This is a genomic window from Campylobacter sp. US55, from assembly GCF_004378955.1.
In the GTDB taxonomy this organism is placed as follows: domain Bacteria; phylum Campylobacterota; class Campylobacteria; order Campylobacterales; family Campylobacteraceae; genus Campylobacter_D; species Campylobacter_D jejuni.
In genome coordinates this window covers 284,838-309,873 of sequence record NZ_RYYF01000001.1, presented here as the reverse complement: position 1 = coordinate 309,873, position 25,036 = coordinate 284,838, and the positions used below count along the sequence as shown (strand labels likewise).

Annotated in this window: 26 protein-coding genes; 8 read left to right on the top strand and 18 right to left on the bottom strand. The window is 29.0% G+C overall.

Annotation, left to right across the window (positions count from 1 at the left end; genetic code table 11):
* Positions 1 to 82: 82 nt before the first annotated feature.
* Positions 83 to 1,201, top strand: coding sequence for a lipoprotein adhesin JlpA (gene jlpA / locus ELQ07_RS01575; protein WP_088303944.1), 1,119 nt, complete (start codon positions 83 to 85; stop codon positions 1,199 to 1,201).
* Positions 1,202 to 1,291: 90 nt separating this feature from the next.
* On the top strand, positions 1,292 to 2,032 hold the full coding sequence (locus ELQ07_RS01570; RefSeq protein ID WP_070317130.1) for a YaaA family protein: 741 nt from the start codon (positions 1,292 to 1,294) through the stop codon (positions 2,030 to 2,032).
* Between the two features lie 3 nt (positions 2,033 to 2,035).
* Here the strand turns inward: ELQ07_RS01570 and ELQ07_RS01565 are convergent, their stop codons facing one another.
* The 3 genes from ELQ07_RS01565 to ELQ07_RS08240 all read right to left on the bottom strand — a co-directional run bounded on the left by ELQ07_RS01565 (position 2,036) and on the right by ELQ07_RS08240 (position 4,407).
* Positions 2,036 to 3,187 (bottom strand): M20 aminoacylase family protein, encoded by a 1,152-nt coding sequence (locus ELQ07_RS01565; RefSeq protein WP_096702679.1) that lies wholly within the window; start codon positions 3,185 to 3,187, stop codon positions 2,036 to 2,038.
* Between the two features lies 1 nt (position 3,188).
* Positions 3,189 to 3,764, bottom strand: a complete 576-nt coding sequence (locus tag ELQ07_RS08245; RefSeq protein WP_011812753.1) for a hypothetical protein — start codon at positions 3,762 to 3,764, stop codon at positions 3,189 to 3,191.
* A gap of 232 nt (positions 3,765 to 3,996) precedes the next feature.
* Positions 3,997 to 4,407 carry an MFS transporter gene (locus ELQ07_RS08240; RefSeq protein ID WP_079862151.1) on the bottom strand — a complete coding sequence of 137 codons (411 nt, stop codon included), beginning with the start codon at positions 4,405 to 4,407 and terminating at the stop codon, positions 3,997 to 3,999.
* 232 nt (positions 4,408 to 4,639) lie between these two features.
* Here ELQ07_RS08240 and ELQ07_RS01550 point away from each other — a divergent pair, with 232 nt between their 5' ends.
* Entirely contained in the window at positions 4,640 to 4,846 is a 207-nt protein-coding gene (locus ELQ07_RS01550; RefSeq protein WP_002853356.1) for a membrane protein, read from the top strand.
* Positions 4,847 to 4,848: 2 nt separating this feature from the next.
* Here the strand turns inward: ELQ07_RS01550 and ELQ07_RS01545 are convergent, their stop codons facing one another.
* Genes ELQ07_RS01545 through hemB form a run of 6 tightly spaced genes read right to left on the bottom strand, consistent with a single transcriptional unit; the run spans position 4,849 to position 10,604 of the window.
* The gene (locus ELQ07_RS01545) at positions 4,849 to 5,610 is read right to left on the bottom strand and encodes a DUF5416 family protein (protein WP_079862150.1); all 762 of its coding nucleotides are present in this window, start codon (positions 5,608 to 5,610) and stop codon (positions 4,849 to 4,851) included.
* Complete coding sequence (locus tag ELQ07_RS01540) at positions 5,607 to 6,872, bottom strand: (Fe-S)-binding protein (protein WP_134224636.1); 1,266 nt, start codon at positions 6,870 to 6,872, stop codon at positions 5,607 to 5,609. Before ELQ07_RS01540 ends, ELQ07_RS01545 begins: the two co-directional genes overlap by 4 nt.
* Before the next feature lies 1 nt (position 6,873).
* The gene (gene hemN / locus ELQ07_RS01535) at positions 6,874 to 8,229 is read right to left on the bottom strand and encodes an oxygen-independent coproporphyrinogen III oxidase (RefSeq protein WP_070317126.1); all 1,356 of its coding nucleotides are present in this window, start codon (positions 8,227 to 8,229) and stop codon (positions 6,874 to 6,876) included.
* On the bottom strand, positions 8,216 to 8,707 hold the full coding sequence (locus tag ELQ07_RS01530; RefSeq protein ID WP_002853412.1) for a DUF2603 domain-containing protein: 492 nt from the start codon (positions 8,705 to 8,707) through the stop codon (positions 8,216 to 8,218). The genes hemN and ELQ07_RS01530 overlap by 14 nt, the downstream gene beginning before the upstream one ends.
* Positions 8,704 to 9,624, bottom strand: a complete 921-nt coding sequence (gene argF / locus ELQ07_RS01525) for an ornithine carbamoyltransferase (protein WP_088303527.1) — start codon at positions 9,622 to 9,624, stop codon at positions 8,704 to 8,706. The genes ELQ07_RS01530 and argF overlap by 4 nt, the downstream gene beginning before the upstream one ends.
* Positions 9,621 to 10,604 carry a porphobilinogen synthase gene (hemB, locus tag ELQ07_RS01520; RefSeq protein ID WP_070317124.1) on the bottom strand — a complete coding sequence of 328 codons (984 nt, stop codon included), beginning with the start codon at positions 10,602 to 10,604 and terminating at the stop codon, positions 9,621 to 9,623. Before hemB ends, argF begins: the two co-directional genes overlap by 4 nt.
* A 57-nt stretch (positions 10,605 to 10,661) precedes the next feature.
* Here hemB and ribA point away from each other — a divergent pair, with 57 nt between their 5' ends.
* The gene (gene ribA, locus ELQ07_RS01515; protein WP_070317123.1) at positions 10,662 to 11,222 is read left to right on the top strand and encodes a GTP cyclohydrolase II; all 561 of its coding nucleotides are present in this window, start codon (positions 10,662 to 10,664) and stop codon (positions 11,220 to 11,222) included.
* Complete coding sequence (rsmG, locus tag ELQ07_RS01510) at positions 11,223 to 11,789, top strand: 16S rRNA (guanine(527)-N(7))-methyltransferase RsmG (RefSeq protein WP_070317122.1); 567 nt, start codon at positions 11,223 to 11,225, stop codon at positions 11,787 to 11,789.
* A 15-nt stretch (positions 11,790 to 11,804) separates the two neighbouring features.
* Here the strand turns inward: rsmG and ELQ07_RS01505 are convergent, their stop codons facing one another.
* Both ELQ07_RS01505 and ELQ07_RS01500 read right to left on the bottom strand, forming a co-directional pair.
* Entirely contained in the window at positions 11,805 to 12,377 is a 573-nt protein-coding gene (locus ELQ07_RS01505; protein ID WP_070317121.1) for a hypothetical protein, read from the bottom strand.
* 91 nt (positions 12,378 to 12,468) lie between these two features.
* Entirely contained in the window at positions 12,469 to 13,566 is a 1,098-nt protein-coding gene (locus ELQ07_RS01500) for a YeiH family protein (protein WP_038817288.1), read from the bottom strand.
* 114 nt (positions 13,567 to 13,680) lie between these two features.
* On the opposite strand from ELQ07_RS01500, the gene ELQ07_RS01495 reads away from it, so the two are divergent.
* Positions 13,681 to 14,562 carry a LysR family transcriptional regulator gene (locus ELQ07_RS01495; RefSeq protein ID WP_002932884.1) on the top strand — a complete coding sequence of 294 codons (882 nt, stop codon included), beginning with the start codon at positions 13,681 to 13,683 and terminating at the stop codon, positions 14,560 to 14,562.
* A gap of 79 nt (positions 14,563 to 14,641) precedes the next feature.
* A complete protein-coding gene (gene rpoD / locus ELQ07_RS01490; protein ID WP_002865625.1) occupies positions 14,642 to 16,510 on the top strand; it encodes an RNA polymerase sigma factor RpoD in 1,869 nt (622 codons plus the stop codon).
* A 14-nt stretch (positions 16,511 to 16,524) separates the two neighbouring features.
* Here the strand turns inward: rpoD and ELQ07_RS01485 are convergent, their stop codons facing one another.
* On the bottom strand, positions 16,525 to 17,037 hold the full coding sequence (locus ELQ07_RS01485; protein WP_070317120.1) for a histidine phosphatase family protein: 513 nt from the start codon (positions 17,035 to 17,037) through the stop codon (positions 16,525 to 16,527).
* Positions 17,034 to 17,552, bottom strand: coding sequence for a rhomboid family intramembrane serine protease (locus ELQ07_RS01480; protein ID WP_002853517.1), 519 nt, complete (start codon positions 17,550 to 17,552; stop codon positions 17,034 to 17,036). Before ELQ07_RS01480 ends, ELQ07_RS01485 begins: the two co-directional genes overlap by 4 nt.
* Before the next feature lie 97 nt (positions 17,553 to 17,649).
* Between ELQ07_RS01480 and ELQ07_RS01475 the strand changes: the two genes are divergently transcribed.
* Positions 17,650 to 18,066: a PepSY-like domain-containing protein gene (locus ELQ07_RS01475; RefSeq protein ID WP_134224635.1), complete on the top strand. Its 417-nt coding sequence runs from the start codon at positions 17,650 to 17,652 to the stop codon at positions 18,064 to 18,066.
* A 7-nt stretch (positions 18,067 to 18,073) separates the two neighbouring features.
* Here the strand turns inward: ELQ07_RS01475 and ELQ07_RS01470 are convergent, their stop codons facing one another.
* Genes ELQ07_RS01470 through ELQ07_RS01450 form a run of 5 tightly spaced genes read right to left on the bottom strand, consistent with a single transcriptional unit; the run spans position 18,074 to position 25,010 of the window.
* Positions 18,074 to 19,690, bottom strand: coding sequence for an ATP-dependent metallopeptidase FtsH/Yme1/Tma family protein (locus ELQ07_RS01470; RefSeq protein WP_002932876.1), 1,617 nt, complete (start codon positions 19,688 to 19,690; stop codon positions 18,074 to 18,076).
* Between the two features lie 3 nt (positions 19,691 to 19,693).
* Positions 19,694 to 20,944, bottom strand: a complete 1,251-nt coding sequence (gene mtaB / locus ELQ07_RS01465; protein ID WP_002932875.1) for a tRNA (N(6)-L-threonylcarbamoyladenosine(37)-C(2))-methylthiotransferase MtaB — start codon at positions 20,942 to 20,944, stop codon at positions 19,694 to 19,696.
* On the bottom strand, positions 20,941 to 22,512 hold the full coding sequence (locus ELQ07_RS01460; protein ID WP_002865744.1) for a mechanosensitive ion channel domain-containing protein: 1,572 nt from the start codon (positions 22,510 to 22,512) through the stop codon (positions 20,941 to 20,943). The genes mtaB and ELQ07_RS01460 overlap by 4 nt, the downstream gene beginning before the upstream one ends.
* Positions 22,509 to 23,564: a 3-dehydroquinate synthase gene (gene aroB, locus ELQ07_RS01455; RefSeq protein ID WP_038817426.1), complete on the bottom strand. Its 1,056-nt coding sequence runs from the start codon at positions 23,562 to 23,564 to the stop codon at positions 22,509 to 22,511. The genes ELQ07_RS01460 and aroB overlap by 4 nt, the downstream gene beginning before the upstream one ends.
* 45 nt (positions 23,565 to 23,609) lie before the next feature.
* Positions 23,610 to 25,010: a COG3400 family protein gene (locus ELQ07_RS01450; protein ID WP_002856550.1), complete on the bottom strand. Its 1,401-nt coding sequence runs from the start codon at positions 25,008 to 25,010 to the stop codon at positions 23,610 to 23,612.
* Between the last annotated feature and the right edge of the window lie 26 nt (positions 25,011 to 25,036).

The window sequence follows — 25,036 nt, the reverse complement described above, 5'->3', positions numbered from 1 at the left end:
AATCTCACACTCTCTTTTAGCATTGTTTAAATTTTAAGTAAAAAAAGATATAATCTTTTTTTAAATTTTTAAGGAGAAAACTATGAAAAAAGGTATTTTTCTCTCTATTGGAATAGCTGTTTTGTTTTCAGCTTGCGGAAATTCCATAGATGAAAAAACAGTTAAAAAATATGAAAATCAACTAAATCAAACAGTTAAACAAGAAATTGCAAGCCTTTCTCAGGATTCTGGAATAAAGATTGAATTTTCTGATTTTAAATGCAATGCAGATGGTGATTTTATAGCGTGTTTAAGTCCAAATTTCAAAACTCTTGCAAAAGATAATAACGATGAGTATCAAGAACTATTTCAAGCAAAAAATATCAAAATTCGCTCAAATGAAATTTACAAAGGCAAAGCAAATACATCAATTAGCATTAAAGAATATTACAACGATCTTTTTAAAAACCAAAAAAGCATACAATCAAATTTGGTTTTTGAAGATTTTAAACTTGGAGAAAAAGTTGCTGGTGACATCAATGCAAGCTTATTTCAACAAGATCCAAAAATCAGCTCTTTTATCAATAAATTAAGCTCGGATTCTTACACTTTATCATTTGACAACTCTATCAACAAACAAGAAAACAATTATCTAGATAATCTTGATATAAAATTTTATAACGCAAAATTAAATTTCAATACAAATCTAAATATAAATCTAAAAGAAGATTTGCTTAATTACCTTGATTCTAAGGGTATAAAATTTAACACTCAAACTTTAGCTATGGATGAACAAGCTATCAATGAACTTCTTAATATAGCAAACTACGAACAAGCTTCAGATTTTAGTAATACAATCCAAAAATACATCATCTTAAATAATTTTAAAATTGATTCAACTCTTAAAACCGAAGGCGTATTTAGTAGCTATGTAGCAACTGCTAAGGAAAATTTACAAACCTTAAAAGCTCAAAGTCAAAATGAAGAACAAGCATTAATCTTTGATAAAGCTTTAGCTATTTTAAACAATATCACTCAAAATGATGATTATAAACTCAATCTTGATTTAAAATTTAAAAACATCCCTGTTAGTGACTATAGCGCACAGGGAATCGACAGCATCGAAAAACTAAGCATCAACAATCAAGACGCCACAGAAGCGTTAAAAATTATACTTCCATTTATCATGTTTTCTATGTTAATGGGCGGAGCGTCGTTTTAAATTTTAAAATGATAAAAACTTCAAAAACATTAAAAGCAAGATTAAATTCTTTGCTCTTAATGTTTCATAACATTAACAAAAAAGGCTAAAATGAAAATTTTATTCTCCCCTAGTGAAAGCAAAAATGAAAATTGCGTAAAAAATCCTATCAATGAAAACTCATTTATATTTAAAGAATTATTTCCTTATAGAATGGAAGCTTTAAAGCATTATGAAGAATTTATCAAAAACGCAAGTTTACAGAATTTACAAGAACTTTTTGGCATTAAAAATGAAAATGAAATTGATAAATTTAAACACGACTTAAAACAAGCTCCCACTCAAGGAGCTATATTGCTTTATACTGGGGTAAGTTATGAATATCTTAATTTTAAAGCTTTAGATAAAAAAAGTCAAGCTTATATTTTAGAAAATACTCTTATATTTTCTAATCTTTTTGGCGTTGTAAGAGCTAATGATACCCTACCCTTTTATAAATTCAAGCAAGGGGCTAAAATAGGAAATTTTGCCATAGAGAAATTTTATAAAGAACATTTTAGTAAAGCCTTAGATGAATACTTGGAAAATGAAGAAATACTTGACCTTAGAGCAGGATTTTATGATAAATTCTATACCCCAAAAAAGAAATTTTATACCTATAAATTTGTAAAAAATGGTAAAGTCATCAGTCATTTTGCTAAAGCTTATAGGGGAATTTTACTCTCCATAAGTGCAAAAAACCAAGTAAAAAACAATAAAGAGCTTTTAGCAAACCTTCCTTCAAACCTAAAACTCAAAGAAATTCAAATCAAAGGTTTAAAGGAAGAAATTGTGCTTGAAATTCTAGATTAGTTTTTATTTTAAGTATTTTAAAGCTAGCTTCGCATAATAACTTGCAGCCCTAGCTAAAAGCTTATCATTAAAAACATAACTAGAATTATGTAAATAAATGTCGTTTTCATTTTCTAAAAAAGCATAGGCACATTTTTTCATTTCGCAAAAAAATCCAAAATCCTCACTTGCCATTAAAGGACGATGATTAAATTCACAATTTTTTTCTCCAAATAATTCTTTTGCAACCTCACTAGCAAAATCCACAGCTTCATCGTTATTCATGGTCACTGGTGCAACAACATTTTTATTGATTTTAATCTCTATATCATTAGCCTGTGCAATACCTTTACAAATTTTATAAATTTTTTCTTCAGTTAGCTTTCTAGTTTCATTATCTAATGCTCTAACACTCATTTTAATCGTTGCAATATCTGGAATGATATTAAAAGCATGTCCTGCATTAAAAGCTCCTATGCTTACAACTGCTGAATTTTGGGGATCAACATTGCGAGATACTATACTTTGTAAAGCCACAACAAGCAAAGAAGCAGCATAAATAGGATCTTTTGCCTTTTCTGGAGCACTTCCATGACCACCCCTTCCAATAACTTCAATACTATAACCATCCGAAGAAGCCATCATCGCACCTTTTTTAAGATAAAATTTCTTATCGCTACCAAAAGGCATATTGTGCCATCCAAAAACATAATCACTATCAAATTTTTCAAACAATCCATCTTCTATCATTGCCTTAGCACCACCCAAACCCTCTTCAGCAGGTTGAAAATAAAGATTTAGAGTGCCATTAAAATTCTGACTTGCTAAATATTTTGCAGCAAGCAATAAAGAAGTAGTATGTCCATCATGACCGCAAGCATGCATTACATTTTCTTTTTTGCTTTTATAAGGCAAATTTGTGCATTCTTGTAAAGGCAAAGCATCCATATCTGCACGAAGTCCTATTTTTTTATCGCTATTTCCCTTTTTTAAAACCCCAACAACGCCTGTTTTTCCTATTTCTTCATAAACCTCATAACCAAATTCTTTTAATTTTTGTGCCACTAATTTTGCAGTACATAATTCATCAAAACCAAGCTCAGGATTTTCATGAATTTGATGACGAATTTTTTCAAATTCGCCTTGTAAGTCTAGTATTTCTGGAATTAAATTCATTCTATTTTTCTCCTTGTATAAAATTTTCTCTTCTAGGTAAAACAAATTGTGCTAAGATCGCTGAAATAAAAATCAAAGCAAAAATATAAACAAAACCCAAAGTAAAACTATGGGTTTTATCAACACTCCAAGATACTACCCATAGATTAAATGATAGTATAACAAAGGTAATACTCCAAAAAGCACTCATAATATAAGCAGTTTGATTTGGATTGGAATTTTTTAATTCTGAAGGTAGATTAAAGAAAAATGGAAACCACATAGAATAAAAAATACCCGATAACACAGCAAAAATCTGTATCAATACTAAATTTTGTAAAAACAACATACAAAATCCGCATATAAAAATACACGCTCCTCCAGACAATAGCATTATTTTAAAAGAAATATTTTTTCTTTTAAAAAATAATCCAAGATAAGGACCAAAAATAATAGCAAAATTAGCCAAGGCTGGAATTTCTTTTTTAGCAAAATCAGCTAATTCTTTACTAAAACCTGCATATTGTGCATAAAAAGTTGGTAAAAAAGTAAAAAGAGAATTTAAAAATAAAATAGGTCCTATGTAAAAAATAATCATACCCCAAGCAACACGAGATTTTAAAGCATAAATAAGATCTTTTGCATTATTCTTTTTTCTTCTTTTTTATTCTCATCTTTACCTATAAAAAGCCACAAAATCAATAAAATCAAATTAATCCAAGCATAAAATGATAAAGAATCTCTCCAATTTCCAAAATAATTTGAGATGCTTTCAGCTAAAACAAGTCCTAGGGTAATGCCTACTAAATTTGAAGCTATGTTAAAACTAATTACAAAATGTAAAGCTTTTTTTCAAACCATTGCTGTGCAATAGGCACTAAGCAAACTAAAGCACAAGCTGAACCAAGCCCTGTTAAAAATCTTATAACCAAAATACCGCTATAACTATCTACAAAACTTAAAAATATACCCGAACTCATTAAAATACAGCCTAAAAAATATCCCTTTTTTAATCCGAATTTATAAACTAAAAAAGCAGTAAATGAAGCACCAAAAATTTTCGCAACTACTATCATGCTAGTGATTAAAGTAGCTTGCTGAGTATTTAGAGCAAGATCATTTGAAATCAAAGGCATTAAAGATCCTGTCGCTGCCCAAGAGATACTAAAAACAGCATAAACACTAAAAATTATAAATTCAACTCCAATGCGTCTAAAATGAAATAAAAGTGATTTTTCCATATTAAAATCCTTTTAGATATTTATTAAAATATAACATAAAAAAATAAGATATTTATTATCTTTAATTATTTTTTTAATTTAATTATTTTTTTATATATTTTTTTGTTACTTTTTGAAAATTTATATATAAGTTTAAAGATAAAAAAACTAAAATACAAAATAAAAAACCCGTAAAAGTTTTTTGAAGTATTTAAATGATATATTTCAAAATCTAGTTTTAAAAAGGAAAAATATGGAATTTTTAGCATTTATTTTTTTGATTATTATATTTTTATTTGTAGTCTTTATCATCGTTACTCGCTATGAAAAAAAGATAAAATTACTCAACCAAAACATACAAAACATGAAAGAAGATATAGCCGATCTTAAAGAAACAACTCAAAAAAATCGCTCTTTAATTGAAAAAAATCGCTCTAATATAGAAAATATAATAAAATAAAACTAAGAAAGATTTGTGATAAGCTTATAGCGTTTTTTCTGATTTATCATTAAAGTAAAAATTTTTTCACTTGAATTTTCACTTTTATTTTTATAAATCATACTTTTTAAAAACGGAAAAAGCATCGTACTAGAAGTTTTACCTTGTAAAATAATATGCATAGAGCCTTTTAAAATTCCGTACTTATAACTCATACCGCTTGGAAATATATCAAGATTAAAGCTTAAACTATCTTCATTACTATCATAATTTAAAATTTCAATTTTAACAAAGCTAATTTCTTGATCTTCTTGAGATAAATTTTTAAAAATTTCAAGTTTTTCGTGTTTTTTGATAGTAACAACTTCTTGCTTACTTTCTTTAAAATCAGAAAGAAAATTTTCATTTTTAAAAATTCTTGAAAAAAATTTTAAATTTTTAAATTGTATACTTGTTTGTTTTGTGTTTTCATGTATTATTTTTTCGGATTTTAAGATGTTGTGTTCTATATCATCTTCTTGGTTTTGATTATCTTTGTTTGATTTCATGTCAAAATCTTCAACGATAATCATATCTTCACTATTACAAATATTAAAATGTTTTACAATTTCTTCAAAAGTAAAACTGTCATCACTAAATTCCAAAAGATCTACATTTGAAGTGATAAAATCAACACCATCTCGTTCTTCAATCTTATCTTTAATCACAAAAGCATCAACACAAAAGCACGATCTTTGAATTTCGTATTCAGAACTTTTGCCTTTAAATACTATCTTCATCATCACAAAGCTTTTGCTATAAGTTCTAAAGGACTAGCAAAAACAACCTTGCTTGAATTTTGTTCTAATGCATTTGAAATTTGCATTCTGCAAGCTGAACACTCGGCGCTTACCACACTAGCCTTAATTTCATCGATCATTTGTGCTTTTTTAAGCCCTACACTTAAAGCTCTATCATAATAATCCGTTTGCATACTCACTCCACCAAAACCGCAACAAGCATTAGAATTACTCATTTCTACAAAATGATAATTTGTTTTTAAAAGTTCTCTTGGCTCTTTAAAAACCCCTTGCATTTTTCTTGCATGGCAAGGATCGTGATAAGTAATGCTATAATTAAATTTATTTTTTGTTTTTAAAATTTCTTCCAAAGAAGTAAATTTATAAAAATACTCGCTAGCCATATATATCTTAGATGACACACATTTTGCGCGTTTTGCCCAGTCTAAATCATTTTGCATTATAAAAAAATGTTCATAATCTATCTTTAACATAGCCGAACAAGTGGCCTCAGGAACTATAATAGCATCTAATTTTTCTAATTTTTTTTCAAAATACTCAATATTTTTTTTAGCCAAAACTTCAACACTTTTAAAATCACCCGTAAAAAATTGCGGCGCTCCACAACACACTTGTTCTTTCATCAAATCCACATTGATTTTTAATTCCTTAGCGATTTTAAGCACTGCATTAGCCGTATCTATGTAAAAATAATTCGCCAAACAACCTACAAAAAAACCTATTGTTTTTTCTCCATCATTATTGATAAATTTTGGATTAGAATTTAAGAAACTTTTTTTATTAAAACTTGTAAGCAATCTTCCCTTTTTAACAAAAGGCATGGAAAATCTTGCCTTCATACCTGTATTTTCATTCTCATTTTGAATTTTAAACGCACAACTTTGAAACACATAGCCAAGCTTAGCTACCAAATCTAAAATTTTGCGTCTTCTTAAAAAGAAAAAAATAAGTTTTTTATACCAAGCTATACCAAATTTTTTAGCTATATCATAACGAACTTCTTCTATGGCATTATCTACTCTTAATTTACTTGGACATACTTCAACACAATTGGTGCATAAAAAACAAGATTCAAAAACTTTCTTAGCTTCTTTATCAAGTTCTAGACTTCCCTCTTTATAAGCAGCTAAAAGATCTAAAAATCCTCTTGGACTAGTAATTTCATCGCGATTTTCTTCATGTATAGTACAAACAGGTATACATTTGCCACATTTAACACAAGCATCACTTATTTGACTAAATTTCATCTTACACCGTTTTTGAGAATACTTTTTTATCTTCACTAATGTTTTTCATATAAGCATCAAAACACATGGCAATATTTCTTATAAGCAAAACGCCTGTTTCATTGACTTTGATAAAATTTTCATCAAAATTAATAAAATCTTTGTATTCTTCTAAAGCTTTTAAATCCTCTTTAAAATACTCCTGAAAATCAATGCAAAATTCTTTTTCTATTGACTTGATATCAAGCTTAAAATTTGCCATTAACTCCATAATCACTGCTTTTCTAAGTTCATCATCATCGCTTAAAGCTACGCCTCTTTCAAAAGGCAAAACTCCTCTATCTAATGCAGCTTCATAACTTGACATATCTTTAAAATTTTGTGCATAATGTCTTTGTCCTTCACCTATACTTGTAAGCCCGACACCGACTAAATCAGCACCGCCTTTAGTAGTATAACCTTGGAAATTTCTATGCAAAGTTCCATTTTCTAAAGCTTTAAAAAGCTCATCATTTTCTTTTGCAAAATGATCCATTCCTATCATTTTATAGCCATTTTTGCTTAAAAATTTCTCACAAAATTCTAAAATTTCAAGCTTAACATCAGGACTTGGCAGGGTATTTTCATCAAATTTTCTCATATTTTTCTTAAGCCAAGGCACATGAGCGTAATTAAAAATCGCCAAACGATCAGGGTTTAAAAGCATAACTTTTTCTAAAGTTTGTGTAAAGCTTTGCAAATTTTGATAAGGCAAACCATAAATTAAGTCCATATTTACAGACTTTATCCCTTTGCTTCTTACAAGATTTAAAGCATTTTGTGTTAATTCAAAAGGCTGGATGCGATGAATTTCTTTTTGAACTTTTTCATCAAAATCCTGCACTCCAAAGCTGATACGATTAAAGCCATTTTGTGTTAAAACTGTGGCTTGTTCGTCATTTAAAAAACGCGGATCGATCTCACAGCTAATCTCTGCATCTTTAGAAAAATTTCTAAAAATAGATCTGATTTTTAAAATCAAATTTTGAAGTTGTTTAGCACTAAAAAAAGTTGGAGTTCCGCCCCCAAAGTGCATTTGCACCACTTCACGCTTGGTATCCAAAATGGTACTTAAAATATCAAGCTCTTTAAAAATATAAGTTAAATACCTTTCTTTACTCTCTTCTTTGGCTGTATAAATAACATTGCAACCACAAAAATAACAGGCACTCCTACAAAAAGGTAAATGAAAATAAAGCGATAAAGATCTATCTTGCTTTTTTAAAATTTCTATATATTCTTCGTATTTGAAATTTGCATTAAACTCTACTGCTGTAGGATAAGAAGTGTAGCGTGGTCCTGCTTTAGAGTATCTTACAAAAGCTTTATAATCTCTCATTTTGATTTACCCTTTCTATCATCGCTTGCATATCTACAAATAAATTTGGATGTTCTTGTTTGATTTTAGAAATTAATTTTTCAAGATCAATACTAACTTCCATGGTGCCATTTTGTGCCTTTTGCTTGATCTCATCCATAGCAACCGTCCAAACATCGTTAAAATCTACAGGAATTTGTTGATAAATCGCCTTTTCTAAACGCAATTCAAAATTCTCTTTTTGACTTTGTTTTAAACTTTCAAGTATATTCTTAAGACTTTGTAAAGAAAGTAAAGTGTGAATTTCATCGTTTTCATCGATCACAAACCAAGGCTCAGGAGAATCAAAACTTCCATTTTCAAGAACTAAACATTTTTCGTTTTCATTCTCGCTTTGCTTCATTTTAAAAATCGTTCTATCTTTTTTCTTTATTCCTAGATTTTGACTAAATTCATCAATGCGTTTTAAGCAAGTGCTATACTTTTCTAGCTCTTTCATTCTCTTCCTCTCTGATTATCCAAAAAGCAAAGCAAGGCTTTTACCACATAAAGGCGATTTCTTGCTTCTTTAAAAATCACATCTGCATGTTTTTCAAAAATTTCTTCACTCACTTCATAACCCCTATAAGCAGGCAAACAATGAAGCAATATCGCGTCTTTATTGGCAACACTCATAGCCTTTTCATCAATCATAAATCCTTCAAATTCTTTAATCTTGCGTTCTTTTTCATTCTCTTCACCCATAGAAACCCAAGTATCGGTAATGACTACATCTTTATCCTTTAAGGCTTCAAATTTATCATGACTTAAGGAAATTTTAGCTCCTGAAATCAAAGCCTGTTTCATAGCAAATTCCCAAATTTCAGGGCTAATTTTATAGTTTTTTGGTATAGCTATACTAAATTCAAAGCCCAAAATCGCAGCCGTAATAAGCCAAGAATTGCACATATTGTTACTATCTCCGATAAAAGCAACTTTTGCTATACCATTTTGCATTTTATTCCATTCTTTAATAGTAAGCAAATCTCCTAAAACCTGAGTAGGGTGATAAAGTTCGCTTAAAGCATTGATCACAGGGGCTTTAGAATATCTTGCAAATTCGAGTAAAGTTTCATGTTTATTGACTCTCATCATCACAAAATCAACCATCGCCCCTATCACCCTAGCTGTATCCTTTACAGGCTCGCCACGACTAAGTTGTAAATCATTGCTGCTTAAAAATAAAGCCTTTCCGCCAAGCTCTGTTATGGCTAATTCAAAGGCCATTCTTGTTCTTGTAGAATTTTTCTCAAAAATCATCGCTAAAGTTTTATCTTGTAAAAGTTTTTTAGGCTCTTTTTTAAGCTCGCTAGCATGATTTACAAGGCTTAAAATTTCCTCCTTAGAAAAATCTCTTAAAGTTAAAAAATGTTTCATTTTTCTCCTTTTAACATTTTAGCTAATTCTTTGGCATGATAAGTGGTGATAAGCTTTGCTCCTGCTCTTTTAAAAGCTATCATAGTTTCATACAAAACTTTTTCATAATCAATCACTCCTGCATTTTTAGCTGCCTTTAACATAGCATACTCTCCGCTTACATTATAAACACACAAAGGCAAGTTAGAATGAAGGGATATTTCTTTAACCACATCAAGATAAGCAAGAGCGGGTTTTACCATCAAAATATCGGCTCCTTGTGCTTCATCTTCTAAGCTTTCTTCTAAAGCTTCTCTACCATTAGCAAAATCCATTTGATAGCTTTTTCTATCTCCATAACTTGGAGCTGATTCTGCCACATCTCGAAATGGCCCATAATAACTTGAAGCAAATTTAGTAGAATACGCCATTATAGGCAAATTTTCAAAACCTTCTTTATCCAAAGCTTCACGCAAAGTAGTGATAATACCATCCATCATTCCACTAGGTGCTATCATATCTACCCCTGCTCTTGCGTGAACTAAGGCTTGTTTGGCTGAAATTTCTAAAGTGGCATCATTATCTACACTTTTTGTTTTTGGATCGATAATCCCACAATGCCCGTGATCTGTGTATTCACAAAAACAAAGATCGCTGATTATAAAAAGATCTGGAAAATTTTTCTTAATCTCTCTTATACTTCTTGCAACAAGCCCTTCATCATCTAAAGCATCGCTTCCACAGCTATCTTTTTTCTCATTTTCCAAAACGCCAAAAAGTATAATGGCTTTAATGCCTAAATTGACTACATTTTGACACTCTTTTAAAATTTCATCTAAACTCATTTGAAACACATCAGGCATAGAAGAAATTTCTTTTTTTATCCCCGTTCCATTAACCACAAAAAGCGGATAAATCAAATCATTTACACTTAAAGAATTTTCTCTTACCATGGCTCTTAAGTTTTCATTAAGCCTTAATCTTCTAAATCTTTTAAACATTTTTTTGTCCTTTTTTTGCTAAAATCTTAACATAAATTTGATTATAGAGGGTAGTAAATGAAAATAAAAATTTCAGAAATTGCGAATTTACCTAGCAAATGGGGAAATTTCCAAATACAAAGTTTCAAAGAAAATGATAAAGAACATTTATGTATATTTAAAAATACTCCAAAAGACACACTCAATCTAAGAATTCATTCAGAGTGCTTAACAGGAGATGCTTTAGGAAGTTTAAAATGCGACTGCGGAGAACAGCTTGAATTTTCGCTAAAATATATAGAAAAGAATGGCGGAATGGTGATTTATCTTAGACAAGAAGGAAGGGGTATAGGGCTTTTTAATAAGGTTAATGCTTATGCTTTGCAAGATAAAGGTTTTGATACGATTAAAGCAAATCATCAGCTTGGCTTTAAAGCCGATGAGAGAACTTATGAAATTGTAGAATTTATACTCAAAAACTATGAAATTTCTAAGGTTAATTTACTCACAAATAACCCTGAAAAGCTAGATTCTATCAAAGAAAAAATCATCACACGCATACCGATTTTAATAGAACCTAATCGTTTTAATGCAGAATATCTAAACATAAAACAAACTCAAATGGGGCATCTTAAATAAATGATTTTTAAAGATTACGACTTTTTACAAAACCATGATTTAAAAAACTTTGAAGAAAAAATAAAAATTTATAAAGAATTATTATCTAAATTTAACCGCATTCACAATCTTACTCATTTAAAAAATATAGATGAAAATATCTTTGATAGTATTAAAATTTTAGATTTTTATGATTTCTCTAAAGCAAAAAATATTGCCGATATAGGAAGTGGCGCAGGATTTCCAGCTGTATTTTTAGCTTTTTTACTGCAAAGCAATTTTCATCTTTTCGAACCCAATCCCAAAAAAGCTGCCTTTTTGCGGACACTAAAAATAGAATGTGAGCTTTCAAATTTACATATTTACAAAGAAAAAATTCAAGAATGCAAAAATACCTTTAAAGCTGATATCATCACCTCAAGAGCCTTGATGGATGTTAAACCCTTGCTTGAAATTTGCAAAAATCTAAAAGATAACAATACGGTTTTTATTTTATGGAAAGGTAGCGAAATTTATCAAGAACTTGAAAATATAAAAGATTATGAAATTTTTGAAAATGATTTAAGAAAATATTGTATTTTAAAGTAGCCCTAAGGCTACTTTTTATTCTGCTAAGTCAGCGTTAAAACTGATATCAACCAAAGGCCAAGAAATTCCGCCATGTCCTGGAGCAGCATCGCTTAATGCTTTTAATGCTTTAGAGCCATTTTTAAAAGTATGCAAGTCAAGTTGTCCTTTAGCTTCAAATTTATTATCTTTGATGGTATAAGTTAAAGGCACAATAGTACTTTTTTTATCCATAGTAATTTTTGCTGAAATAACACCTTTATTTTCACCCGCAATCACATCTTGAAAAACAACTTTAATATCTGTATCTCCCAATAAAGCAGGGAAAAATACTTTTGTGATATTATTGGTTATAATATCATTGCCTTCACCCATAAAAGCATTACTTGGCTTTATGGTAGCTTTAGCGCCTTTAAGATAACTTGCCAAATCCTTTGTATTTTTAGAAAATTTATATTCTACATTTTTAAATTCACCTTTTGTTCCTATCATATCTTTAGTTTTATATCCCTCAAAAGAAACCTTTAAACCATCTTCTTTAAAAGATACAGCACTTAAAGCCGAAGCCAATAAGCAAGAGCTTAAAACACTTACAAGAATTTTTTTCATCTTTATTCCTTTTTTTAATAAATTTAATTAACGAGTTAAATTATATTCTTAGTTAGTTAATAAAATAAAATTTTCTAAAAAGTAATTTTTATTACCAAAGCATACCTTTAAAAGCTAAGGTTAAAAAATATCCTCCAAAAATCAAAACAAGTCCCAAAACAAAAGCCAAGCCAAACACTCTAGAGCCACTTTTTAAAAATTTTTTAAAGTCAATTTGCAAGCCTAAAGCTGCCATAGCAAAAACGATACATAAAGTACAAAGTGTTTTACCTAAAGAGATAATATCACTCGTAGCAATACCTAAAATACTTTCTTTACTTGCTAGATATGTATTTAAAACTATCATACCTAAAAATGCGAATGCAAAATAAGGTATAGTGATACTTTTTGCAGTTTTTCCACTGCTTGAATGCTGATTTTTAGCGAAAAAATAAGTCACTATAAGCAAAAAAGGCACAAGTAAAATCACTCTCATCATTTTTATAATCACTGCAACATTAGAAGCTCCTTGCTCAAATCCTGCCATATCCTTTGCCATTTCAGCAGCACCTGCGACATTTGCCACCTCATGCAAAGTAGCTCCCATAAAAACACCCATAGCATTTTGATCAAAAAAAGGAAAAAGATTTAAAGAAAAAGCTATGGGATACAAAAACATAAACACAAGTCCAAAAATCACCACCGTACCTACAGCTAAAATTCCCTTAAAAGGATCACTTTTCAAACTTGACTCTAGTGCTAAAACCGCTGCCGCACCGCAAATCGCACTTCCGGCTCCAACAAGCATAGAAGTTTCTTTATCGAGTTTAAAAATTTTCACTCCTATAAATAAAGCAATCATAAAAACAAAAAATATCACTATAGCAGAAAGCAAAAACCCTTTCAACCCTACACTTAAAAGCTCAGTTAAAGTGATATTAAAACCATATAAAACAATACCGAGTCTTAAAAGCTTTTTCGCACTAAAATGCACTCCAGCTTGAAAATGATGTTGGTATTTAAAAAACCAAGGAGAAAGCAATACTCCTATGATGATAGCAAAGGCAGTCGCTGCTAAATGGGTAGTATCTTTGATACTTTGAACACTAGAAAGATACATAGCAAAAATCACTATACAAGCAGTAAAAAGCAAACCCTTAAAATTTGATCGCACTATAGCCACGCTATGTGCTAAAAAACTTGTTTTCATTTATTTTCCTTTTTTTGTAAATTTTGTGTTATTATATTTTTTTTATTAAAATTATAAAAATATATTATTTTAATTTTTATAATAATTTTTTTTTATTAAATAAAGGAATCACTCATGAAAATCAAAGATATGGAAATATTTTTAGATCTTTTAAACACTCAAAGTCCAACTCATACAGCCAACAATTTTTCCATAACTCAACCTAATGTTTCAATAGTAATTAAAAATTTAGAAAATAAATTTGATGGTATTTTATTTGAAAGACTTGGAAAAAAACTCTTACCTACACCAAAAGCTTTAGAACTAGGAAAAAATTGGTTAAAAATTATACAAGCCTACTACCAAAGCTTAGAAAAATTAAACGACGAAAGTATGCTCTTAGGGGAAATAAAAATAGCCTCAACTCAAAGCATTTCTGAACATTTTTTAGCTCCTATTTTATTTGATTTTAAAGCAGAATTTAAAAACATAGAAATTCACTCTCAAACGCAGAATTCAAAAGAATGTTTAAATTTGCTAAAAAACGGAAATATAGAATTTGCAATCATTGAAGCAGAACTTGATCCGGCTTTAGTGGAGTATGAAAATTTAGAAATAAATTTTTGGCAAGATGATGAACTTATAGTAGCTACAAGTGATAAAAAACTCAATGAAAAAGAATTTTATATCGATGAACTTTTAGAACAAAAGTGGATTTTAAGAGAAGTAGGCTCAGGCTTAAGGGATAAATTTTTAAACGAAATTGGTGCAAGCTCAAAAAAACTTAATATTTTTCTTGAGCTTGATAGAATGGCCGCGATTAAAGAACTTGTTTTACAAAAAAAAGCAATCTCTATTTTTTCCAAAAAAAGCATAGAAAAAGAATTAAAAAATTCAACACTTTATGAAATTAAATTAAAAAATATCAACCTAAAGCGTAAATTTTACACCTTAAAAAGAAAAAATTATAATTTTAACAGAGCTTTAGAAAAATTTGAAAAAATATTCAAATCATAAGCATAATAACCGATTTATATAGAAAGTTAAGCAATTTTTAGATAAAATCCAAAGCTTATATAAATTTCAAGGATAATCAATGAACGCCAAAACTCAAGAAGCTGAATTAGAAGAATTATTTCAAGAAAATGCAAAAGATTATATCACATATGAAAAATTGGTAAAATATCTTACAAAACAACCAAGTGCATCAACCGCTAAAAAAGTGCAAGCATTAATGAAAAAACACAAAGTGCAACTTTTTTCAGCAGCCGAAATTGCACAAATGAAAAACATAGAAGATGCAAAAAGACTTCAAGAAGAAAAACAAAAACTCCAAGATACAAGCCTTGAGAACGAATTTGATTTAGCCAATGAAAACGATTTATTAGAATGGAGCAGATCAGACTCTCCTGTTCGTATGTATTTAAGAGAAATGGGACAAATTGCTTTATTAAACAAAGATGAAGAAATTGAAATTTCCAAAAAAATAGAACTTGGCGAAGATATTATCATTGATGCTTTTTGTTCTGTACCTTATTTGATAGATTTTATTTTAGATTATAAAGAACCTTTAATAAACAGAGAAAGAAGGGTAAAAGAACTATTTAAAAGCTTTGACGATGAAGAAAAAAGTGATGATAAACTTGATGAACTTGATATAGATGAAGATGAAGAAAACGAAACAGAATTAGAATCAGATGAAGAAAATGCTAAAAAAAACAGCAAAAAAGAAGATGAAAGAACTTTAAAAGTTATAGAAAAATTTAAAGCTCTAGAAAAAGCTAAAAAAGATTGGCTAAAAACATCCAAAGACAAAGAAAGTGAAGACGAGCTTTTAGATAAATTAAGCATTGCGTTCAAAAAAAATATTTTAAAAGAAAAATTAATGGATCTAGGCCCTACTTCAAAACTTATTAGTGAAATCGTAAAATCAATGGAAACTGCACTAAAAAGCGATGAAGAATTTGACAAAGAACTTAAGCGTTTAGAATACCGCTTACCTATGTTTTCTGATGAACTTAAAAAACGCCATGCAGATATTTTAAAAGATATTACAAAATTGAGCAAAGAAGAAATCACAGAGCGAGCTTTAGAAACAACCATGGTAAGCACTTATATGGAAATTAAAAAACTATTTCAAACTAAAGAAGCTAGTGAAAAAAGCTTTGATCTTGAAAAATCACGTTTAAAAGAAATTTTAGAGCAAATTAAACGCGGTAAAAAAATCTCTGATGAAGCAAAAGGAAGAATGGCAAAATCGAACTTGCGTCTTGTTGTAAGCATAGCTAAACGCTACACAAATCGTGGTCTACCTTTCTTAGATCTTATTCAAGAAGGAAACATAGGTTTAATGAAAGCTGTGGATAAGTTTGAATACAAAAGGGGTTATAAATTTTCCACTTATGCAACTTGGTGGATCAGGCAAGCTATTTCAAGGGCTATAGCTGACCAAGCAAGAACCATAAGAATTCCAATCCACATGATAGAAACCATCAATCAAATTAACAAAATTATCCGCGAACATCTACAAAAAGATGGAAAAGAACCTGATGTCAGTGTTATAGCTAAAGAAGTAGGTTTAAGCGTAGATAAGGTTAAACAAGTTATTAAAATCACAAAAGAACCAATTTCTCTTGAAGCTCCAATAGGAAATGAAGATGATGGTAAATTTGGAGATTTTGTTGAAGATAGAAATTCACTTTCTCCAATGGATCATATCTTAAAGGATGATTTAAAAGAACAAATTGATGAAGTTTTAGATCAATTAAACGATAGAGAAAAAGCGGTAATTCGTATGCGTTTTGGTTTAATGGATGATGAAAGTGATAGAACTTTAGAGGAAATTGGAAAAGAGCTTAATGTCACTCGAGAAAGAGTGAGACAAATAGAAAGTTCAGCTATAAAAAAACTCAAACACCCTAAAGTAGGAAGAAAACTAAAAAATTATATTGAAGGTTGGAAGTAAGAGTCAATCTCTTACTAAAAACCCAAATCTTTTTCTTCTTTTAGCTTGCGCACATGTTCAAAAAAAACTAATTTTCCGCTATGTTTTTTTAAATTTTTAAATTCCTTAATATCAAATTCTAAACACAAGATAGAAGAAGTTGGAAAAGAAGCCAAACATAGCGAGCTTAATAACTCTCCAAGATCCATTAAACCAGGATTATGACCCACTAAAAATACTTCGTTAAACTCATCATCAATATCTTGCAGAATTTTTAGCAAATTTTCAACATTGCAAAGATACAATCTTTCATCAAAACAAATTTTATTTTTATCAAAATTATAAAATTTGGCTATTTTTTTCGCTGTTTTAGCGGTTCTAACAGCAGGACTTGATAGCACCAAATCAGGATGAATTTCATGCAAGGCAAGATTTTTAAAAAGTTTTTTTAAATCTTCCTTTCCACTCTTAGTAAGTTTTCTTTCAAAATCATCAATATCCCCACTCTTACTTGCTTTTGCATGTCTTATAATATAAATTTTTTTCATTTTACCTCTTTTATTTTAGCTAAAATATAACCACACATAAACCCGAAAATATGACCATACCAAGCAACATTTACCCCCATAAGCAATGGCGCAAAACTCATAAGTAAAATTGCCACTATAAGTCCTTTTGTGCTATTTTTATCAAGAACAGCATAAAAGCCCATTAAAACACAAATTGCACCACTAGCGCCTATAACATTTATATTTTCTCCGAAATATTTAAAATCAAAATACACATAAAAAACACTTAAAAGTGAACACAACAATCCGCCAATAAAATAAATAAAAATAAAACGCAAAGCACCTAAATAAGTTTCTAATATACGCCCAAATTGAAACAAAACTATCATATTTAATATAAGATGAGTTAAATTTCCATGTAAAAACATTGAACTTAAAAGTTGCCAATAAGCTCCATTAAAAAATAAAATATTCAAACCAAGGATATTATAATAATCATAAGAAATCAAAAAATAACATAAAATATTTAAAAAAATTAAAAAAATTGTAAGCAAAGTATAAAACCTTTATTTTTTATAATATTGTCTTAAAATTCACATAAAATTCACATAAATTCTTTACAATTTTACTAAAAAATAATTAGGAAAAATATTGAAAATTAAATTTTTAAGTATTATTACTATTTTAAGTTTATCTTTAAATGCTGATATAATAATTTCTGCTGATAATTTGCCAAGTGTTTCTAAAGAATTTTTACAACATAATTTCAAAGCACCCATAGGGATCGCACAAAAAGACAAAAATTCCTATGAAGTCTATCTTAGCGATGGGACAGAACTTGAATTTGACATAGATGGAGCTTGGAAGGAAATTGAAAATAAAGCCTTTCCTTTTGATCTAGATTTTTTACCTCAAAATTTAGTCAATATCATTAAAAACGAATTTCCAAATATAAAAGCTAGAGAAATCGAAAGAAAAATCAACCATTACAAGATTAAACTTGATAACGATGTAAAAATTCTTATAGATTTTAATGGAACTATCTTACACAAAGAAATTGATGATTAAAATATAATTAAACCTGCATTATATTTTTAACATCATCATATTCTATCTTTTCTTTTTCAAGCAAAAGCTCTGATAATTTTAAAATTTTATCCTTCATAGAATTTAAAAATTCATCCATTTCTTTTTTTTGTTCATTTAAATTTGACTCTTCTAACATATCAAAACTCAACATATAATCAAGCAATTCTTTAATCTTTAAAAAATCATCTTGCGAGTTAGTATAACTTTCATTATAAATCAATCTCATAGCTCTAGAACCAGCCAAATAAACTTTTATACGATTGATAAGCTCTGATTTTGATCTTATATTATGCTCATATTCTTTAAAACGATCTTCAATAAGAGTGATTTTTTCAAATCCTATGTCAAAATAATACGCACTCAAAGCTTTTGCAGCCTGATAAGTGGCTTGAATTTTCTTCTCTTCATCATTAAAACTTAAAATCTTTTTCTTGCCTAAAAGAACTTTATTTAATACAGCATAAAAATCACTTTCCTCAACTAAAGCACTATTTCTTCTTAAAGCATTAATTGCCGCTTCATTGACCAAAGTTTCAAGCCCTGCTCCACTAAAACCTACGCTTGCTTTGGCGATTTTATTTAAATTGACATTATTGTTTTTATCTTTCATATAAATTTCTAAAATTTTAAGTCTATCCTTAAAATCAGGCAAAGATAAAAAAATTCTCCTATCAAAACGCCCCGAACGCAATAAAGCAGGATCCATAAGTTCGATTTTATTTGTCGCAGCTATAACTATAACCCCACTATTGTCCTCAAAACCATCCATTTGAGTTAAAAGTTGATTTAAAGTGCTATCTCTTTCAACATTTGACATTTCTCCTCTTGCCTTACCTACAGCATCTATTTCATCGATAAAAACTATACTAGGAGCCATCATTTTAGCTTTTGAAAAAAGCTCTCTAACTCTTTTTGCACCCATACCTACATAAATTTCAACAAAACTTGAACCGCTTTGATAAAAAAATGGCACCTCTGCTTCTCCTGCAACTGCTTTTGCTATCAATGTTTTTCCTACACCAGGTGGGCCTACCATTAAAACACCTTTTGGCATTTTTACACCAAATTCTTTATATTTTTTAGGATTTTGTAAAAAATCCACAAGTTCGCTTAGCTCCATTTTAACTTCATCAACACCTGCTACATCATTAAAAGTAATATTTGAAATCACAGGTTTTATATGAGAACTTTCTAAATTTATATTTGAATTTTGTGCCTGAGTGTGATTTTGATTCTTATTTGATATTGGATATTTAGCTAACTCTTTTTTACGAGCAAAATAGCCAAGACTTATAAAAAGTGCGATAATAAAAACAAGTAAAATAAAAAACACCCAAAGCGTGTTATCTTTTTTAACTTCTACGGGAACTTTTGCTAAAAGTGTTTTTATATCTATGCCATCTTTTATAATTACGTAATTTTCACCTTCCGCCTTAAGCCAAATTTCGTCTTTATCAATCACAGCTTTTTGGATTAAATTTTGACTTAACAGACTTTGATAAAGATTTTCATCTATATATTTAGGTTCATTTTTAAAATATAAAATTCCCAAAAGCATACATAAAACCATAAAAGATGCTAAAATTATCTTTTTATTTTTCATTATCTAGCCTTTTAAATTTGCAAAGTTAGACTTTTCTTGTACTTCATATTGAGATATAACAATCCATTCTTTAGCTATATCTTTATCACTTTTAATTTTGATCTTATTAAAAAACTGATCATAACCCTCAAAAAAACCATCTTTTTGATTTTCTACCAAAACTTCAAGTGAAACTTGATTTTTTTTTCTAAATTCATAATTATTTTTTTCTACTATGGATTTTAAAGTGTTTAATCTTTCTTTAGCTAAAGTTCCATTTATCACATCTTTCATGGTAGCAGAATGCGTGTTGTTTCTAGGACTAAAAATAAAAGCATGAATATGAGTGAGTGGAAATTCTTTAAATTTTTTCAAAGCTTCTTGCCACACTTCTTCACTCTCGCCTGGATGAGCTACTATAAAATCCGTCCCTAAAGCATATCCTTTGCTTGCTATAGTATTAAAAAGCTTTAAATCATTATCCGTATGCGATCTTCTTCGCATTATGCGAAGCATTTTTTCACTTGTATGTTGCAAAGCAATATGTAAATGCCTTTCAAGCCAAGTCTCATCTAAAATTTCTAAAAAACTTTCATCAATTTGTGCGGGTTCTAAACTACCTAACCTTATGCGTTTTATACCTGAAATTTGTCCCATTTTTTGCAAAAGCTTGCCTAAACTTGTGCCATTTTTAAGCCCATATGAACCTATATTAGTCCCTGTTAAAACAATTTCACTATAGCCATTAGCCCCCAAAATTTCAACTTGTTTTAAAAGAGCTTTTTCATCTACACTTCTTGATTTACCCCGCACGCTAGGGATAATACAATAAGAACAAGCAAAATCACAACCTTCTTGAATTTTCACAAAAGCTTTGGTATGATTTTCATACTCACAAACTATATCTTTATCAATAAAATTTAAATTTCCAAGTTCATAAAAACTTGTCTTTGCTCCTAAAAATTCATTGATTTTATCTTTATTTGACGCTCCAAGCACTCCAAAAACTTGTTTTTTATCTAAAAGCTCCTTACCTTTGCTTACAGCACCACAACCTGTAAGTATAACTTTAATGCCTTTTTTTTGCATGGTATTTACATAAGACTTTATCCCGCTATCAGCTCCATTTGTAACCGTGCAAGAATTTACAACGATAATTTGTGCTTTATTCTCATCATTTATAATCTCATAATCTTTTACATAACTTTTTAAAAGCTCTGTATCATAAATATTTGTGCGACACCCAAAGGTTTTAAAAAAAACTTTTTCTTTCAATCTTTATTCCTTGCATAAAAATGCGTATTTTCATGATGTTGTTCAAAATGATTTTGATTTAAATTTCCTAAATATAAATTTTGCGATGGATAAGCGATTTTTATATCTTTATGCTTATTAAATTCTTTTATAATCTCTTTGCTAATCGTACTTCTTAATACCAAAGCCGCATAAGCATTAGTCATATACCATGCAGAAATTCGCATTCCCCAATGTTCAAAAAACATAAAAAACCTTGGCTCCACTTTAGGATTTTTAATACTATATTCATGTTGTAAACGAGCTATATTTTTTCTAGCAAGCTCAGTATAACCTTTAGCATGGCGTGTAACAATATTTTCCACAATTTCTTGCGCCTTATCAAGATTGCTATCAAAAGTAACACTTATATCAATGCCATCAAGCACGGTTTTCATACCATGGTGAGTATAATTAGCAAGCAAATTTGTAAAAACATAGTTATTAGGAATAAATATAATACGCCCACTACGACGATTTTTATTATAAGTTTCAAGTGTAAGCTCTTCATAAAGAGTAATGCGTAAAAAAGAAATGTCTATAATATCTCCTATATAGGTAGTATCATTTTGAAAAACCTTTACACGATCCCCTACTCTAAAACTTCCGCCAAAAATAATCACACACCATCCAAGCATAGACATAAACATATCTTTCATAGCAATAGCTAAGCCCGCAGAGGCAAAACCAAGTATAGTTACAAGATAAGTAATATTTTCTATATAAGCAAAGAGCAAAATAAGAAAAATAATATTTATATTAATAAAATTAATAATCTTCGTAGCAGTATAATATCTTTCACTATCTTTAATGTATTTTTTAGCAATAAATTTCAACATAAAAGCTATAGCTATAACAATAACAATAGCAACAAGTATATTTACAGCCCTTAAGCTTTGAACTTTAATCTCAGCACTTACTCGAGAAAGCTCTTCATCAATTTTTTTCTCATAAACAGAATAAGAAACACTGGCAAAATTTAAAGCTTGCTCAAATTCTTCCAACTTTTTATCCGAAGCTTTTAAAGCTTCTATATTCTCAACACTTGGTTTAAGCTCAACTAATTCCTTAAGTTCTGAGTTTTTTTCTCTAATTTTATCTACTAAATTTTTAAAATCATTAAATTTAAATATATACTCTTCCTTTTCTCCTTTTAATTTCTTAATATGAGAAAAAGCTCCTATAATAGCCAAAGGATTAGTAAGCTTAGATAAAGTTTCTATATTATCAGGGGCACTAAGACTTTGTGCAAAATTTAAATCTTTATATTCTTTAAGCAAGCTCAATTGCTCTTCTAAATTTGCTATCTTACGTTTAAGTTCTTCTTGTTGGTGAATATCGGAAGTCTTTTTTAAATTAAGATTTAAAATGATTAATTCATCATTTATATCTTGATATTTTATAAAATTTTCATAACGTATATTCCAAATACTAGCACTGATTACAGTATTTAAAGTATTAATTTTCTCATTTATGTTATTAATAATAGTCCGATTTACATCACCAAAAGCAAAAACAACAAAAAAGGTTAAAATAATAATTTTTTTCATCGGAATTCTCTTAAAGTTGCAATTATATCTTCTTTAGAAATATCACCTTTTATCAAACCCTTGCCCAAAGGACTAGCAAGAACAAAATTGATTTTTTTATTAGAGCTTTTTTTATCCATGAAAAAAGCTTCATAAAATTCATCTACATTGTTGATTTTATATGATATTGGCAAACCGAATTTAAGTAAAATAGCTTTTATTTTTTGACTTTGCATTTTATCCAAAAGCCCTAAATTTAAAGCCAATTGATTTGCCATAACCATACCTATAGCTACCGCTTCTCCGTGTAAATAAAGCTTATAATCTGTAAAATTTTCTATAACATGAGCAAAAGTATGACCATAATTTAAAAGCATTCTAAGCCCTGATTCTTTTTCATCTTGTTCAACAACCCTTGATTTAAGTTCTATGCTTCTTGCTATAATTTGAGTAAAAATTTCATTCTCACAAGTAGCATTTAAGAAACTTTTTTCATCAATTTTTTCTATAAAATCAAGTATACCATCATCAAACATTGCTGCCATTTTAATAAATTCAGCCATGCCTGCAGCAAGTTCTCTAGAGCTCAAAGTCTTTAAAAAAGAACTCTCGCAATATACAGCTTTAGGTTGATAAAAAGTGCCAATAAGATTTTTACCAAAATTATTATTAACACCTGTTTTTCCACCTACTGCTGCATCAACACAAGCTAAAAGTGTAGTAGGAATATTTATAAAATCAATACCTCTTTGATAAATACTAGCAGCAAATCCGCCCATATCACTAATCACGCCACCGCCAAAACTTATAAGCACGCTTTTTCTATCCAATTTAGAATTAAACATTTGGTTTAAAATTTCTTCTATGGTGCTTAAATTTTTATATTCTTCACCATCTTTTACAGTGGCAATAAAAATTTCTTTTGCCTTAATTTTAGAAAGTAATGTTTTCAAATGAAGACCTGAAATCTTAGGATTTGAAAGTATAAAAACCTTACTATCAAATTCTAATTCTTCAAGTTCATCAATATAAACCTTATAAGCATTTTCTTTTAACTTAACTTCTACTTGCATTGAACTACTCTTTTTGCGTTTATTCTATCACATTTAATTAATTATTTATTCTACTGGTATGAAAAGTTGGTAATTTTGTCTCATTTTATAATAATGCCTATTTAAATTTGTACTTAAATTTCTGCCAAAATCTCTATTTAGTAATTCTTTTTGAAAACTCACAAATTGTAACAAATCTTCGCGATATTGCAAATTTAAAAGAGGGTTTTCATCATTTTTATTAATAATTTGTATATTTTTATCATAAAGCTTAGATAAACTTCTAAAATACTCCTCCATATCTGTAGTATTTTGAGAATTTGGATTATAATAATATAAAATAACTCCAAAATCAAGCTGTTTACTTAAATCAGTAATGACATTTGCATTGTTTTCAAGTTCACTCTCATCAGCACTTAAAATAATCGCTTCTTTAAGTTCATCAAAAGAAGCTTCACCCACTTTCATAATAGGAATTTTTAAATCAAAAAAAGCTTGTTTTTCTTTCTCAAAATTTTTTATATCGGTTACAACTAATCCTATATCATTATTTTGCAACCATGTGGAAATTTGTTTAAAATCTGTGTTGAAATAATCAAAAAACACACCTTCTTTATCCTCAGAAAGTTTTTTTAATTTTTCATACATTACCCCTAATTTAGGATTGATAACATGTATAAAAAATCTTTTTGCATTGCTTTTTTGAGTTAATTTTAAAGTAGTATCAAGCACTCTTTCTTGCATATTTTGATTCATATTTTTCATATCAATTAAAGCAAAAACATTACTTCCAAAAGGCATAGGAAATTGCCCTGCTTTGCCTCTTATATTATGAAAAATACTTTGTAAAACAACAGGATCTCCAACGATCAAAATGCTATCATTTGGCTCTAAAACAAAAGATGGTTTTACAAAATAAATCTTAGAATTTCTATAAATAAGGACTATGCGCCACCTTTTTTGTTGTATTGAACTTATGTGCCTATAAGCAAAAATAGATCCTGCTGGAATTTTTACTTCCATAATCTCTCCAACCCCAAGTCCTATATACTGAGCTGTTAAAGCAATATCTGGTAAAAAATCCATAAATCTACGGCTTAAAGTCATTCTAGCATCAGCTAAATTTGCATGAGTATCATTAACACTTAACCCCCAAAAATCCATTATTTCTATTTCTAAATTTGGATTTAAAGAACGCAAAGCCTCATAACTTTTTTTAGTTTCAAATTCATCTTGCATATAAATAAAAGCCTGTTTAAAATCTTTACTCATAATATTTTCAAGACGCGCTGTGCTTGTAGGATCAAAATAATGCAAGTCAATATACTCACTAGAAATATTTAAGTTATTTTTTTCACTATTTTGACACACTACTGTAAAAAAGTAACCTAAGCCTTTTTCAAAACAAAGCCTTTCTAAGAAATGCTTTGCTAAAATACCGTCTATTATAATTAAAATATTATTCATTTTAAACTCCAAAAAGGAAATTATAA